12 protein-coding genes are annotated in these 14,433 nt (G+C 61.1%); 10 read left to right on the top strand and 2 right to left on the bottom strand.

Translation table 11 applies throughout. From position 1 onward, the window contains the following. Genes AC1D05_RS34015 through AC1D05_RS33995 form a run of 5 tightly spaced genes read left to right on the top strand, consistent with a single transcriptional unit; the run spans position 1 to position 3,415 of the window. Positions 1 to 498 (top strand): TadE/TadG family type IV pilus assembly protein, encoded by a 498-nt coding sequence (locus tag AC1D05_RS34015; protein WP_477447154.1) that lies wholly within the window; start codon positions 1 to 3, stop codon positions 496 to 498. Next, the gene (locus AC1D05_RS34010) at positions 492 to 1,127 is read left to right on the top strand and encodes a TadE/TadG family type IV pilus assembly protein (protein ID WP_477447152.1); all 636 of its coding nucleotides are present in this window, start codon (positions 492 to 494) and stop codon (positions 1,125 to 1,127) included. Before AC1D05_RS34015 ends, AC1D05_RS34010 begins: the two co-directional genes overlap by 7 nt. Further along, positions 1,124 to 2,287, top strand: a complete 1,164-nt coding sequence (locus AC1D05_RS34005; RefSeq protein WP_477447150.1) for a CpaE/TadZ family protein — start codon at positions 1,124 to 1,126, stop codon at positions 2,285 to 2,287. The genes AC1D05_RS34010 and AC1D05_RS34005 overlap by 4 nt, the downstream gene beginning before the upstream one ends. Further along, on the top strand, positions 2,271 to 2,843 hold the full coding sequence (locus AC1D05_RS34000; protein ID WP_477447148.1) for a L,D-transpeptidase: 573 nt from the start codon (positions 2,271 to 2,273) through the stop codon (positions 2,841 to 2,843). The genes AC1D05_RS34005 and AC1D05_RS34000 overlap by 17 nt, the downstream gene beginning before the upstream one ends. Further along, complete coding sequence (locus AC1D05_RS33995) at positions 2,840 to 3,415, top strand: hypothetical protein (RefSeq protein WP_477447146.1); 576 nt, start codon at positions 2,840 to 2,842, stop codon at positions 3,413 to 3,415. The genes AC1D05_RS34000 and AC1D05_RS33995 overlap by 4 nt, the downstream gene beginning before the upstream one ends. A gap of 36 nt (positions 3,416 to 3,451) precedes the next feature. Here AC1D05_RS33995 and AC1D05_RS33990 read toward each other — a convergent pair whose 3' ends face one another. Further along, a complete protein-coding gene (locus tag AC1D05_RS33990) occupies positions 3,452 to 3,988 on the bottom strand; it encodes a hypothetical protein (protein WP_477447144.1) in 537 nt (178 codons plus the stop codon). Between the two features lie 456 nt (positions 3,989 to 4,444). Here AC1D05_RS33990 and AC1D05_RS33985 point away from each other — a divergent pair, with 456 nt between their 5' ends. The 4 genes from AC1D05_RS33985 to AC1D05_RS33970 are packed head-to-tail and all read left to right on the top strand — an operon-like array spanning position 4,445 to position 10,032. Continuing rightward, positions 4,445 to 5,893 carry a TolC family protein gene (locus AC1D05_RS33985; protein ID WP_477447142.1) on the top strand — a complete coding sequence of 483 codons (1,449 nt, stop codon included), beginning with the start codon at positions 4,445 to 4,447 and terminating at the stop codon, positions 5,891 to 5,893. A 40-nt stretch (positions 5,894 to 5,933) separates the two neighbouring features. Next, complete coding sequence (locus AC1D05_RS33980) at positions 5,934 to 8,066, top strand: type I secretion system permease/ATPase (RefSeq protein WP_477447140.1); 2,133 nt, start codon at positions 5,934 to 5,936, stop codon at positions 8,064 to 8,066. A 45-nt stretch (positions 8,067 to 8,111) separates the two neighbouring features. Next, on the top strand, positions 8,112 to 9,401 hold the full coding sequence (locus tag AC1D05_RS33975) for an HlyD family type I secretion periplasmic adaptor subunit (protein WP_477447138.1): 1,290 nt from the start codon (positions 8,112 to 8,114) through the stop codon (positions 9,399 to 9,401). Next, on the top strand, positions 9,391 to 10,032 hold the full coding sequence (locus AC1D05_RS33970) for a ribbon-helix-helix domain-containing protein (RefSeq protein WP_477447136.1): 642 nt from the start codon (positions 9,391 to 9,393) through the stop codon (positions 10,030 to 10,032). Before AC1D05_RS33975 ends, AC1D05_RS33970 begins: the two co-directional genes overlap by 11 nt. Before the next feature lie 84 nt (positions 10,033 to 10,116). Here the strand turns inward: AC1D05_RS33970 and AC1D05_RS33965 are convergent, their stop codons facing one another. Then, the gene (locus AC1D05_RS33965) at positions 10,117 to 11,061 is read right to left on the bottom strand and encodes a transglutaminase-like cysteine peptidase (RefSeq protein ID WP_477447134.1); all 945 of its coding nucleotides are present in this window, start codon (positions 11,059 to 11,061) and stop codon (positions 10,117 to 10,119) included. A gap of 322 nt (positions 11,062 to 11,383) precedes the next feature. On the opposite strand from AC1D05_RS33965, the gene AC1D05_RS33960 reads away from it, so the two are divergent. Continuing rightward, on the top strand, positions 11,384 to 14,433 hold a 3,050-nt coding region (locus AC1D05_RS33960; RefSeq protein ID WP_477447132.1), incomplete at its 3' end, for a DUF5801 repeats-in-toxin domain-containing protein.

The raw sequence follows: 14,433 nt of genomic DNA, 5'->3' as shown, positions 1-14,433 counted from the left end.
ATGTTGATTAAACTGAGACAGTTCCTCCATCGGTTCCACCACGACGAACAAGGCGCTGCCTTGGTCGAGATAGCGATCGTCACGCCATTCGTGTTGCTGCTGTCGGCCGGTGTGTTCGAGTTCTCGAACATCTTCAACACGCGTCTGCTTCTCGAAGCCGGCGTCGAGGATGCCGCTCGCTATATGGCGCGCTGCAGCAGTGACTGGGATACTTGTAAAGGGTACGCACAAAACCTCGCAGCGAAGGGGGCCGTTCAGGGCGGTAGCGCGAGGGTTACCGGGTGGACCCCGGATCAAGTCACCATCAACCCGGCACAATCGCTCCAGGCAATCGATCCCACGACGGGTACCCAGCTCTATCTCAGCAGCACCGGCACCGTCGTCGTCGTGCAGGTCAGCACCGCATATTCGTATCCTACCCTGGGCCTCTGGTCTTATCTTGGCTTTAGTGCCCTTACGCTCAATGTTTTCCATCAGGAGCGTGTCTTGGGATGGTGATCTCGCACGGCAGGTTCTGGAGAAACCAATCCGGCGCGGCAATGGTGGAGGCGGCCATTGCCATGCCCCTGCTGCTGACTCTGCTGCTTGGCTTCGTCGACTTTGGCTATGCCTTCTACCAATGGAATGCCGGCAACAAAGCGGTGCAGGCTGGCGCCAGGCTGGCGCAGATTTCCGCTCCGATCGCCAGCGGACTTCTGCTCGAGGCAAAAACACCCAGCGACTCACTGGATGTGGGAAAGGCAGTTCCCATCAACACTTACAGCTATATCTGTACGGCCAGTGCCGCCGGAGTTGTGTCTTGCACCTGTGGAACAGGCGCAACATGCCAGAACCTCAATGTGAACCAGGCCGCTTTCGACTTCATCTTCAGCGGCAGCAGCACCCGGCCGGGAATGCTGACCTTCCTGCCAACCCTTCTGAAATCCGAGATCCAGATTCAGTATCAGGCTTCGGGCCTCGGCTACTGGACGCGCCCCAATGGGCCGGTACCAACGATCACCGTCAGCATTGTCAATCATCCGTTCCAGTTCTTCTTTCTGGCCGGGTTTCTCGGGTTCGGAACCATCACCATGCCCTCCATGCTGAGCACGGTCACGGGCGAAGACATGAAGAGCACCTATCCATGAACGCCATCAACACCAAGGTCACGCCGACCAAGCGAAAGCAGGTGGCGCTGTTTTCGTCGGATCCGAACTTCAAGCGCGATGTGGCGACGCGGCTCGATGCGCTGGCGATCTACGACGTCCGGATTTCCGAGACGGATGATTTTCTCAAAGGCCCACCGGTCGACACGCGCCCGGGCATCGTCATCCTCGATCTCGGCAATGGCGAATTGCTCGGCAGGCCAGGCATCGTCGAAGCGCGCGCGCTGTGGGCGACCGTGCCGCTGATCGCGGTTTCCGATGAGCTGACGTCGGAGCAGACGCGCGTTTTGGTGCGCATGAACGCTTCGGACTGGCTGCACAAGCCACTCGACGGCAAGGAACTGCTCAACGCGGTGACCTTCCATGACACCGGCAACCAGGGAACGAAAAGCCGGATCATCACCTTCATCAGCGCCAGCGGCGGTGCGGGCGCCACGACGCTTGCGCTGTCGGCGGCCGAATTCCTGGCCACGAAATCGGCTGAGCGCGCGGCTTCGACCTGCCTGGTCGATCTCGATTTCCAGAGCGCCAATTGCGGCGCCTATATCAATCAGTTCAACCAGTTCGACCTGACGGGCATCATCGCTCAGCCGGAACGGCTCGATGTCGAGCTGATGGATGTCATCAAGCTGACGCGCCCGTCCGGTCTCACCCTCTATGCGTTCGAGAGGCCGCAACTGCCGTTCGAGCCGCGCGGCAGCGATTTCGTCTTCCGGCTCCTGGACCTCGTCGCCTACCGGTTCGACGACATCGTCATCGACCTGCCCAATATCGAAACGCCCTGGCACAATTCGGTGCTTTCGACCAGCGACGAGATCTTCATCGTCTTCGAGCTCAATGTCGCTTCGCTGCGGCAAGGCAAGCGGCTCTACAAGAAGATCCGCGAGCTGCGCGGCAATGCGGTCAGCATCACGCTCGTCGCCAACAAGCACAAGCGCAAATGGTTCGGAAACCATTTTTCGCGCAGCGAGCTCGAGAAGATATTCAAGGCGCCGCACATCAAATCGGTCGCGCTGGACAACGCCCTTGTGACCGATGCCTTGAACCGAGCGATCCTGCCCGCCGAAGTGGATAGCCGGGCGCGCTTCAACAAGGATTTGAAGAAGATGTTCAAAGAGCGGCTCGATGACGCTGCCCGGTAGACATCGGATCGGGCTGGCCTTGCTCAGTCTGGCGCTGGCGATCTCGGTTCAGGACTTCGCCGAGGCGCGGTCGCTTTCGGACCGGCCGCCACTGCCGGCCATGGGCCCCAGCCTGCGCAAGGCCGTTGCTTTCGCAACCACCGAGCAGCCGGGAACGATCATCATCCGCAAGAACGAGAAGGCGCTTTACCTGGTGACCCGCCAGGGCCAGGCGCTGCGCTACCAGATCAGCGTCGGGCGTGACGGATTTGGCTGGACCGGGGTGGTGAAGGTCGGGGCCAAGACGGAATGGCCGCAGTGGCGCCCGCCCCGGGAAATGCGCGCCCGCCAGCCGGAGCTGCCGGAGCTGGTGCCCTCGGGCCCGTACAACCCGCTGGGCGCACGGGCGCTGTATTTGCTTCGGGATGGACATGACACGCTCTACCGCATCCATGGCACCAACGATCCCACGGGCGTGGGATTCGACGGCACATCGGGCTGCTTTCGCCTTACCAACACGGATGTGATCGATCTTTTCAAGCGCGTGCCTATCGGCACCAAGGTGGTGGTTCAATGACGACGATCAGCGACCCGCATGTGCCGGCAGTAGCAGCCGAGCCCGTTGAACCGCAACTGCTCGACAGGGATGCGAGCCGGTCGCGGCTGGCCGTCGTGGTCGGCGTCGGATTGACGCTGTTTGCCGTGCTGAACGCGACCGCCGCCATCTATCTCTACCGAGGCATCAACGACCTGCGCACCGTGGAGGGACATCTCGAGCAACTCGGTGCGTTCGAGCAGCGGATCGTTGCCCGGCTCGACACGGTCAACAACGGTTTTCAAAGCCGGTTCGAAAAACTGGACAGCCAGCTGCAAGGCAGTTTCAACGAAGTCAACGGCAACATAGCCCGGTTGGAACAGAACCTTCCATTGGCCGGCGACGCCGGCGTCTCGAGCGCACCGGAACCCGTCGTCACGACGAGTACCGTTGCGGAAGCGTCTCCTGATACCGAAGTCGCGGCCGAACCCACAATTATCGATACACCGCGCCCCCCAAAGAGAAGGGTTGCCGCCGCGCCCCCTGCCCCTAATCCGGGCTACCAGCGAACGGAAACGCCGGACGGCAAGGTCTACTATCGCAAGATCAATTGAGGCGTGGCGAGTTCCGGCAAAGCCAAGTGCGCCGGACTAAATATCCCGTCCCAAGGTCATGAGGCGCAGGGCGAGAGACTCTCCGCGCAGCCGCGTTTCGCGAAGGAAGGCGACGTGACAGTACGCGCAGGCCGCGAAGCCCAGAACGAGCACCAGGCTGTTCTGCCAGGTAAAATCGACCTTCAGTGCGAATTGGAGGCCGTTGGACATCGGAATTGCCGCCAGCGTGCTCGCCGTCTCCGAATGACTGCTGGAAGCGATCATGAGCCCGGCGAATAGCAGGGCAACGTGGTTGGCCAGGAAGAAGGCGGTCGCCCGCTTCATGTGGCAAGCGTTCCAGCACACCATTGCCGCCGTAACCAGGATGATGGCATCCAAGCCCATTGAGCCGCCGAGATCCAGGTTGATCTGTTGCCAGAACATCGCCGACAAGGGGCGCAGTTCAAGCCAGATCCTCCACATGGCAGGGCTGGCGGGATAGGCTCCGAGCAGCATGGTCGATATCCGTTCGCACGCCAGAATCATCAGGATGAGAGCTGGAAAAGCGAAGAGTAATATCGGCCTGCGCTTCATGTTATCCTCGACAATCTGGCATCAGCATAGATCGCAAAGATTGCGCGAGGCTTAACGCAAAAGCGCCACTACGGCCGTGCTTGCGAGTTCATAAGGCAACCCGATACTCAGCATCGGTCCTTGATGCAGCCGCGGCATGATCTTGGCCGGAACGTCATTCAGATTTTCGACCGCGCGCTTTCGGCCCCGGCGGGCGTCACACGATCCTGCCGGCCTTGAGCCATTTGTGCGTTTGGACTTTTCCACATCAGGCGGCGTTTGGCCGAAGCTGGTCGACCCCAATTTTGTGCCATTTTTGCTACATTTCCCAACCTTATGGCCGAAATCTCTAATTTAGATTGCTCTAAATTAATATTCGCTCACATATTTCTTGAAATTGTTGGATAGTCGCCTGAGACGGGCTCAGGCTTGGTTCAGCGCTCGAAAAGGGCGTGGGGAAACGTTGGGGCGGGGTAAATGAATACGACAAGCATCTCGACTATGGGCAAGCGCCTTGGTCTTCTGATGGCAGCTACGATGCTGACCTGTGCAAATGCGAATGCTCTTACGCTCAAGGAAGCAATGGCGGTTGCGGTCGAATCCAATCCCGAGATCGGCCAGGCCATAGAAAATCGCGAAGCAATCGAGTTCGAATTGCGCCAGGCGAAAGGGCTTTATCTCCCCAGTGTCGACCTGGAAGCGTCAGCTGGGGCTCGCCGCCTCGACAACTCGTCGCGACGCGCACTCGATATAGAGCACGACGCGCTTTATCCGGCGGAAACCGATTTGACGGTTTCGCAAACGCTCTATGACAGTGGCGCAAGGCGAGCCGAATTGAATCGTCAGGCCTCACGCGTCGACGGCGCATCGTTTCGTGTCCTGGAGCGGTCAGAATTCATCGGGCTCTCGGTCGTCCAGGACTACCTCGAATACATGCTTCAGGCTTCGATCGTGTCAGAAGCAAAGAAGAACCTCGGCTTCCATCAAGGGATCCTTCACGACATCCAGGAAGGCATTGCCGGCGGCGGGTTGAACGAGGCCGACCGGCAACAGGCCGAAGAGCGTCTGTTCGCGGCCAAGGCCCGTATGCAGGAAGCCTCGGAGGAGCTGGAGGCTTCGAGGATACGGTTCTACAAGACCGTCGGGAAGCCACTCACCAATGCATCGAGGCCGGCCGATGTCTCCGGCGCGCTGCCAAGGTCTCTGGACGATGCGATTGGCCTTGCGCGGGAGAGCAATCCGCGCGTCCATATGGCCAACAGCGATATCGCAGCGGCGGCCTCGCTGGTGGACGCGGCCCGCGCGAAATACGGCCCCTCGATCGTCGCCGAAGGCGTCGCTCGGGGTGGGTACGACATCGACGGCGACAATGGAGACACGTCCGACCTGCAAGCACGCCTGGTGCTGCGGTGGAACCTGTACCGGGGCGGCATCGACAAGGCCAACGAGCAGGAGCAGATCCGCCGCACCAGCGAGCAGCGGCTTGCCCAGCACCAGGTGCTGCGGGAAATCGAAGAAGCCGTTCGCACGTCATGGGATCGCCGCTTCCGGCAAGCCGACCTGGCAAAGACCCTGAAGCTGCAAGCCGCTTCCAACGAGAAACTGGTTGCGTCCTATCGCGAGCAATTCAAGGTTGGGCAGCGCTCGCTGCTCGATGTGCTGGATGCGCAGAATACGCGGTTCAACACGGCAACGCTGGCCGACACCGCATCCTACGCCTCTCTCTTTGCCCAGTATCGGCTTCTGGCAGCCACCGGGCAGCTGCTGAAAACCATGGACATCCGCCCGCCAAAGCAGGCCGTGGCCTACGCACGGACCGAGTTCGCGGCACCGGAAACGGCCGACACCGAAACCTACGCGCGGACGCCGTCGGAACAGAAGAACGACCTGCCGTTCGATATCCTGGCACCGGTCAGGAAAAAGTAGGCGGAGGCAAGGACCGATCGAAAGTCCCTAAGGGCGGATCGTGAACCAGCAACCCAACATCCTCTCCCCGAAGGAGGCGTTCAAGGCCTGCTTCTCGGCCGTTGCCGGCTATCTCGGCAGGCCGAGCGCACAAACGGTGCTGTTCGCCGGCGTGCCGCTGTCGGACACGCGTATCGACATCGACGCCATCCGGCATATTGCCGAGCGCATCGGCCTTGAAATCACCGAGTTCAGCCATCGTGACTTTCTTCGGGGGCGCATCGACCTCCCCGCCATCGTGTTTCGCGTCAGCCAGTTGCCAGTTGCCTTGCTGGCAGAAACCGAGGACGGCGCATTCACCACCGCTCCTCAGGAAGACGGCCGCGTAACCATCACGAAATCCGAGCTGGCCGCCAGCTACATCAGCGGCGGCGTTTCCTTCTCGATAACCTATGCCAACGCTGCCGAAGGGATGAACGTCGGTTCGGCACCGAAGATCGAGCGGCGACATTGGCTGACGGGAACGATGGGTCCGTTCTGGCGCACCTATTCGAAGGTCATCCTGTCGGCAATATTCATCAACATGCTGGCCATCGCCTCGCCGATCTTCACCATGAACGTCTATGACAGGATCCTGCCCAACAAGGCAATATCGACGCTCTGGGTGCTGTCGATCGGCATCGGCGCGGTCATACTGTTCGACCTGCTTTTGAAGACCGCCAGGGCGTCCCTCATCGACTATGCCGGGCGCAAGGCCGACCTGCGCATTTCATACTTGCTGTTCGAGAAAGTGCTGAACTCGTCCCTGTCGGCACGGCCCGGCTCGACGGGCGAATACGCAAATCGGGTGACGCAATATGAATTCGTACGCGAATTCTTCACGTCGAACACCATCAGCGTGTTCATCGACACGGCCTTCGTGTTCATTTTTCTCCTGGTCATCTATGCGATAGGCGGCTGGCTGGTCATCATCCCGGCGCTGGCCTTCGTCGCTTCCGTGATCGTTGGACTGATCACGCAGCGGCGCATCGGGAAGCGCGTCGCCGCCTCCATGAACGAAGCCTCGCAGCGACAGTCCCTGCTGGTCGAATCCATCTCCACGCTGGAGACGATCAAGTCGCTGCGGGCCGAGGCGTATCTGTTGCGCAAATGGGGAGAGCATTCCAAGAACGCGTCCAACACGTCCGAGAAGATCAAGCAGCTTTCGGCGGCCGCCAGCAATATAACGCAGGCCATCCAGCAGCTGGTCACTGTCGCCCTGATCGTGGCCGGCGCCTACGCTTTCTCGGAGGGACACGTCTCCACCGGAGCCATCATCGGCACCGTCATGCTGGCCAGCCGGGCGGTGTCTCCACTCGGCCAGATCGCCATCACCTTGTCCAGACTTCGCCAGGCCATGCTTTCCTTGCGCATGGTGAACTCGATCATGGCGCAGCCGGAGGATCGCCCGGATACGGTGGGTTTCGTCAACCGGCCCATTCGCAACGGCGCCATGGCGTTCAGGAATGTCGGCTTCGTCTATCCGGGCTCCGAGAACGAGGTCCTGACCGGTCTGAATTTCTCTGTGAAGCCAGGTGAGCGGATCGGCATCATCGGCCGCATAGGCTCGGGAAAGACAACCATGGGCCGGCTGATCGGCAGGCTCTTCCTGCCGACATCAGGCGAGTTGCTGCTGGATGGGATCGACATCCGCCAATACCACCCATCGGAGGTTCGCGCCGCGGTCGGGATCGTCGCGCAAGCCAACGACCTGTTTTCGGGCACCATCAAGGAAAACCTCCTGATGGCTTGTCCGGAGGCGACCGATGAGCAGATCGTCGAAGCGGCCAAGGCTGCCGGCGTCGACGATTTCGTCTCCCGCCACCCGCGTGGCTACGACATGAATGTCGGCGAGCGCGGCACCAATCTCTCGGGTGGCCAGCGGCAGACCATGGCGATTGCCCGTCTGTTGCTGACAAAACCGAAAATCGTCTTTCTGGATGAGCCATCGGGTTCGATGGATCTGGCTTCAGAGCGCCAGCTGATCAAGCAGCTCAAAGTGGCTTTCGACCGGAACACGACGCTGATCGTTTCCACGCACCGCTTCAGCATGCTCGAGCTGGCCGACCGTCTTATCGTCATCGAGCAAGGCAGGATCGTCGCCGATGGACCCAAGGATCAAGTGATACAGGCGCTGCAGAAAACAAACGCCTGAGAAACAGACTTATTGAACGCATTCAATGCGTTGGGGTTGTAGGACATGCTTGCAAGGGAAGACCGGCCGCCGCTCTTCGCGTCGGCGTCCTTATTCATCATCGGGGCACTCTTCGTGTCTTCTGTCGCCTGGGCGTCCTTTGCCGAGGTCGACGAAATCGCACGCGGCGACGGCAAGATCATACCCGCCTCGAAGACCCAGATCATCCAGGCCAGCGAGCCGGGCGTCGTTCAGGAAATTGCAGTGACGATCGGGCAGGTCGTCAAGAAGAACGACCTCATCATCCGCCTCGACAATACGTTCAATACCTCCAGTCTTGGCGAGCAGCAGGCCAAGGCGCGGGCTCTGCAGACGCGCATTGCCCGGCTCAACTTCGAACAGGCCGGCAATCTCGAAGGCTCATTTCCGTGCCCGTCCGAAATCCAGAAGGTTGCCCCGGAAATCTGCGACAACGAGCAGAAGCTGCTCGTCGCGCGCCGCGACAACTTTCAGGTCAAACTGTCGGTTCTCAAGTCGCGCCTCGATCAGCGCGAGAAGGAACTGGACGAAGCGACCGCCAATGCCGATCGCCTGACGAAGAATCTTGCCGTCAGCGACCAGGAGGCAAAGCTGGTCGAATCGATGGTCAAGAAAGGCTTGATGGCGCGTACCGAGCAGCTCCGCGTCGAGCGCGAGATGAGCGAGCTCAACGGCCAGCTGACGCTCGCTGGAGAAACCATCAAGAAAGCCAAGTCGGCCATCACGGAGGCCCGGCTTCAGGTCGACGAGCTCGGCCTGCAGTTGCAACAGGAGGCGCTCGGCGATCTGACACAGGCGCTGGCCGATCTTTCGGTCGTCGATGAGACCATACGCGGCGCCACCGACAAGGTGGCGCGCACGGACATCCGCTCGCCTGTCGACGGGATCGTCAACACGCTTGATATCAACACGGTTGGCGCTTTCGTGCAGCCCGGTGCGGTCGTGGCCGGCATCGTGCCGACTTCCGAGACCCTGCTGGTCGAAGCGCGGGTCTCACCACGGGATGTTGCCTTCATCCGGCCGGACCAGGACGCGCTGATCAAGATAACCGCCTATGATTTCTCGATCTTCGGCGGCATCGAGGGCAAGGTCTCCAACATCACCGCCGACAGCCTGGTCGACCAGAAGACGGGAGAACCCTACTATCAGGTGCGCGTCGCAACCGAGAGGTCGACGCTGACGCGGGATGGCAAGACCTATTCGATCATCCCCGGCATGATCTGCTCGGTCGACATCAAGACCGGGCGCAAAACCATCCTCACCTATCTGATGAAGCCGATCAACAAGGCACGCGAGGAGGCAATGAGTGAGCGATAGCGCCATCTCCCATAATGCCGACCGCGAGCGGCTGCTTCCGCCCATGGCGACGGAGGATTTCGGACTGGAATTCCGTGTTGTGGCGCGTGGCGGCACACGACGCGGTATCCGTCTGGAGCGGGCGTTCTGGACCTCGCTGAAGCAGATGGCCGAAAACCGCAAATGCACGATCGGCATGCTAATCGACGAGATCGCCGAGAGCCATGCCAACACAGGAAACCTGACGTCGGCAATTCGGGTGGCCTGCATGCGCGGATTGGCCGACGAAAACCAGACCTTGCGAAGGCTCGCGTCGATCAAGACGATCAACGCCATTCTGGTCGCCTGTCCGTCACCAGCTTTTGCACTCTCATCGTCGAAGAGGATCCTGACCTTCAACGCGCCGTTCCAGCAACTGGTCAGGCGTCAATTGCCGGTGGCGCCAAACGAAGATGCACGCCACGACCTGAAGCTTGCGCTGGACCTCAATGTCGCTGACATATTCGCGCGGCTCGACGCCAATGGCGAAACGCCGGTCGCCACCGGTTTCGTCATCGGCGCAGGCGATCGCCGCTACCGGGGGCAATTGAACGCGGTGCGAGCGCCGGTGATTGAGCCGGAGCTGCTGATGGCCTTCGTTTTCGGCGGCTGAAGCACGCCGCATAAATCCGTCTCGACGTGACGTGCCTCTGAGAGAAGGCGTCCCGAACCGGCTGCTTCGCTTGTCTTGGGAACGCTACGGCTGCAAGCCCTCGCCGGGCGCGACCGTCGCAAGACCACCTTTGATGTCGGCAACTTGCGCCGCGCCGGGCCTGGTGCCGTGGATCCACGCGCGGTCGGTGCTGAACGAGTACAATGGTATGTAGTCGGGGAGATCGCTGTCGCGCGAGACCACGTTGCTCAGGCTGTCCAGGATGAACACACCGCTGCCGGTGCTGACCGACAGCACAGCATGAAAGAAACCGCGTTTGCGGTCCTGCAGGACGACGAGCGACATGCTCTGCGCCGGAATGCCGGCACGCAGCAGCGCCGCCATCTTGAGAATGGCGAAATCCTCGCAGTCACCGGCACGCCGCTCGAGAATTTCCGAAGGCTTGGCCCAATAGTCGAGCTTGCCGTAAACCGCGCTGTCCTTCTTGTAGGCGATCGCGTGGTTTATGCTTGAGTTGATGAAGGACAGCTTGTCGATAAACCGCTTGTCCTTGGCAGCATTGACGATCGCGACAAAGAGGCTGTTCTTGCCATCGCACGCACTGCCCGTGGAACAGTCGACGATTGCCCTGTAGACCGGCGCCCAACGTGCCGAAACCGGAAAATTATGCATGGACAGCGCAACCGATCCGAACACGCCGGGGATGATCGCCGCCGTCTGGATGGGATCGATCCCGGCATTGTCCTGCGTCGTCGAAGAATCGTTTTCCTGATCGACGGCGGCAGGACCATAGCTGGTGAAAACCATGCCGATCCTGTAGGCTGGGACAGACTGCCAGGGCTGCGGCCGCATGAGCGAAATGCCACCGAGGGTCGAAGGCGTTTCGACCTTCGCCAGCAGCGCATCGGCCGGATCGACACGCGTCGGGAAATTGCTCGCGGACGACGGCTGCGGCAGGCTCATGATGCCGACCAGCAGCAGCAGCGCTTTGAGCCCGATTGCCCCTTGGGCAGATTTTTCTTTTGTCATAACGCCCACCTTTGACTGTGGACGCTACCAATTCCGCCTCAAATTATTGGAAAGGAAGGTGGATAAGTTTCCTGTACTTGATAACGCCTATTTTATGTAAAATTTTATACGAATTTATACTTCTGTTTACCAAGCGACCAGAGCCGATCCCTATCGGATGGATCGCATACCAGCCAATGTATATCGGGTTATATGTTTCGAGTTTACCACGCGTAAAAAATGCGGACGCCAGCATACCAGAATATATGAAATGGATTGCATGATAGTTGCAAAGTAGAGGTGGCCACTGTCTCTTTCCGGGAAATGCCGAAGGGGTTTGGCCATGACAAACAGTAACGATTTGGACACCGTCTCTCATTCTTGGGACGAGCACTCTGAACATAACGGCCTGCCGTCGCAGGCGCAGATCCAGGTTGCGGAGGCAGCCCCGGCACAAAAGGCCGCCCCGGCGGCAGCCGAACCGGTTCCCGTCGATGTCGGCAGCGGCGCGCCCGTCAAGCCGGAAGCACCCGCGGAGGCGAAGGCCCCGGCGGCAGCCGCACCGCACGAATATGTGGCCGACGCCAACCATGTGGTGAAACTTCCAGCCAATGTCTCGATCGACAACATCAAGGTCGACGGCCATAACCTCGTGCTCGAGCAGGCGGACGGTTCGGTGATCGTTATCAAGGACGGTGCGCTGAACGTGCCGACCTTCATCATCGGCGATGTCGAAGTGCCGCGCGTCGCCCTGATCGCGGCGCTCGAGGCGAGCCATGTCGACGTTGCTTTCGGCGCCGACGGTTCCATATCGGCAGGCCCAGGCGGTTCGACGTCGAGTGCGGGCGGAGACTTCTCGGTTCCTCCCGGCGGTATCGGCGACGGATTCGGCCTTTCGGCACTGTTGCCGCCGACGGATCTGGCGTTCGGTCAGCCGGATCATCGCGAGTTGTTCCCGTCTCTTATCAAGCCCAATTCCATACCGTCGATCATCGACCTGACGCCTTCCGTCGATGGCGGCGATACCATCGTCAATGAAAAAGGCCTGCCGGCAAGCTCAGGCTCGGAAGGCTCCGGCGAGGCGCAGAATCCCGCCCCCAACAGTGACCAGTCCGAGATCAACACCGGCACCTTTACCATCACCTCGCCCGACGGTGTCGGCTCGCTGACCATCGCCGGCCAGGTAATTTCGGGTGCAGCACTTGCCAACAGCGCATCGACGCCGATCGAGATCACCACGCCGCTCGGCAACACGCTGACCATCAACGGTTACAACGCCGGCACCGGTCAGGTCAGCTATAGCTACACGCTGCTGCACAGCGAGACACATCCAGCAGGCAACGATCCCATCTTTGACAACATGACGGTGACGGTGACCGACACCGACGGTGACATCTCCCTCCCGGGCACGTTGTCAGTCCAGATTGTGGACGACGTGCCGACGGCGAACGCGGACGCCAACAGCGTCGGAGCGGGCAGCCATACGCAGATATTGGGCAATGTGATCACGGGCGTCGGCGAGACCGACCCGTCCGCTAGCGCGGACGTGAAGGGTGCGGACGGCGCGAGCGTGACCTCGGCCTATGGGACGGGCGCGGCGCAGGACGTGACGTCCGCCGTCACCGGAACGACGATCGTGGGTCAGTACGGTACGCTGACGCTGTACTCGGACGGCCACTACACCTATGACCGCGCGACGAACACGCCGGGCGGCGTGAACGATGTGTTCCATTACACGCTGACGGATGGTGACGGCGACCAGTCGAACACCACGCTGACGATCAATATCGGCAACGAGCCGCCGACGCTGGGCGGTATCCCGGCCGCCGGTGCTGCCGGTGCGATCGTGTACGAGGCGGGACTGGCGAGCGGCTCGCAGCATGACGGCTCGAACGCGGTGAGCGGCACGATCGGCTTCACCTCGCAGGATGGGGTGAACTCGGTGTCGCTGGGCGGCCACACGCTGTCGAGCGATTCGGGCAATCCGACGACGTTTACGGACGCCACCACGGGCGGCACAGTGAGCGCGTGGTACGAGTACACCAGCGCGAACGCCACAGGCACGATCCACTACAGCTACACGCTGACGGCAGACTACCACAGCGCCACGGCTGGCGACGGAGCCAATACGGAAGCGGCACCCAGCTTCACGGTCGTTGTGACCGACCTGGACAACCAGCCCGCATCCGGGAACCTGGTGATCAATGTCATCGACGACGTGCCGACGGCGAAAGCCGATACGGACGCCGCGCAGTCCGGCGAGACGGTGACGGGCAATGTCGAGACCGGCACGAGCACCCACGGCGCCGGCGTGGCGGACACGGCGGGAGCCGATGGGATCGCGTCGATCGCCTGGACGGGTTCGGTTACCAGCAACGGCGTGACGACGGTAACGGGCGCGCACGGCGTGCTGACGGTCTTCGCCGACGGCGATTACAGCTATCACGCCACCCCGAATACGACGACGGGCAATGACGTGTTCAACTACACGATCACGGACGGCGACGGCGACACCTCGCCGGCTACACTGACGATCGAAGTGACCGGCAGCCAACCGCGTGTGGTGGCAGAGATTGCGACGGTGAACGAGGCGGGCCTCGACACGACGCCGCCGGCCGGCGACCTGGGCCCCGGGACGGTTGACGGCTCGCATGCAGGCGACGGCTCGGAGACGACGACGGGCACGCTGACATTCTCGGATCCCGACGGGGCGACCGTGACCGGCGTTGCATCAGGCAATATCGGCAGCGACGTGAGCGGCAATGTCAGCACGAACATCAATGGCACGTACGGCATCCTGCACGTCAACGCGGATGGCACCTACACCTATACGTTGACGTCGCCGGAAGCGAATGTTCCGGCGGGCAACGACGGCGCCAACGTGCAACCCGGGCAGGACGTGTTCACGTTCACGGTAACCGATGGCTTTGGCAATACATCCACGTCGACCATCTCAATCAATATCCAGGACGATGTTCCTTCGATCACGCTGACCGGCTCGGCGCCGACGCTGAGCGTCGACGAAAGCTTCATTCCGGTGATCGGCTCGGTTGGCGTGGGCGGCGGCAACGTCTCGTCCGGCAACTTCGCGGCCACCTTCGCGGTGACGCCGGGTGCGGACGGCCAGTCCGGCTCGACCGCCTACTCGCTGACCATCAACAATTCCACGACCACACTGGTCGACTCGCTCACCGGCACGCCGGTGACGCTGGTGCAGAACGGGGCGGGCGAAGTCGACGGCAAGGATGGCCTTGGCCATACCGTCTTCACGCTGACGGTCGACGCCGCCGGCAAGGTGACGATGACCGAACTGCGCGGCGTGCATGAAGGCTCGGGCGAGACCCCGGACACCAGCGAAGGGACCCTGCTGGGCGCCGGCCTGGTGTCGGTGAC

It is taken from the genome of Mesorhizobium sp. P2_E9, assembly GCF_056403815.1.
Note: the sequence above shows the minus strand (reverse complement) of the source record. Positions and strands in the feature narration are given on the sequence as shown.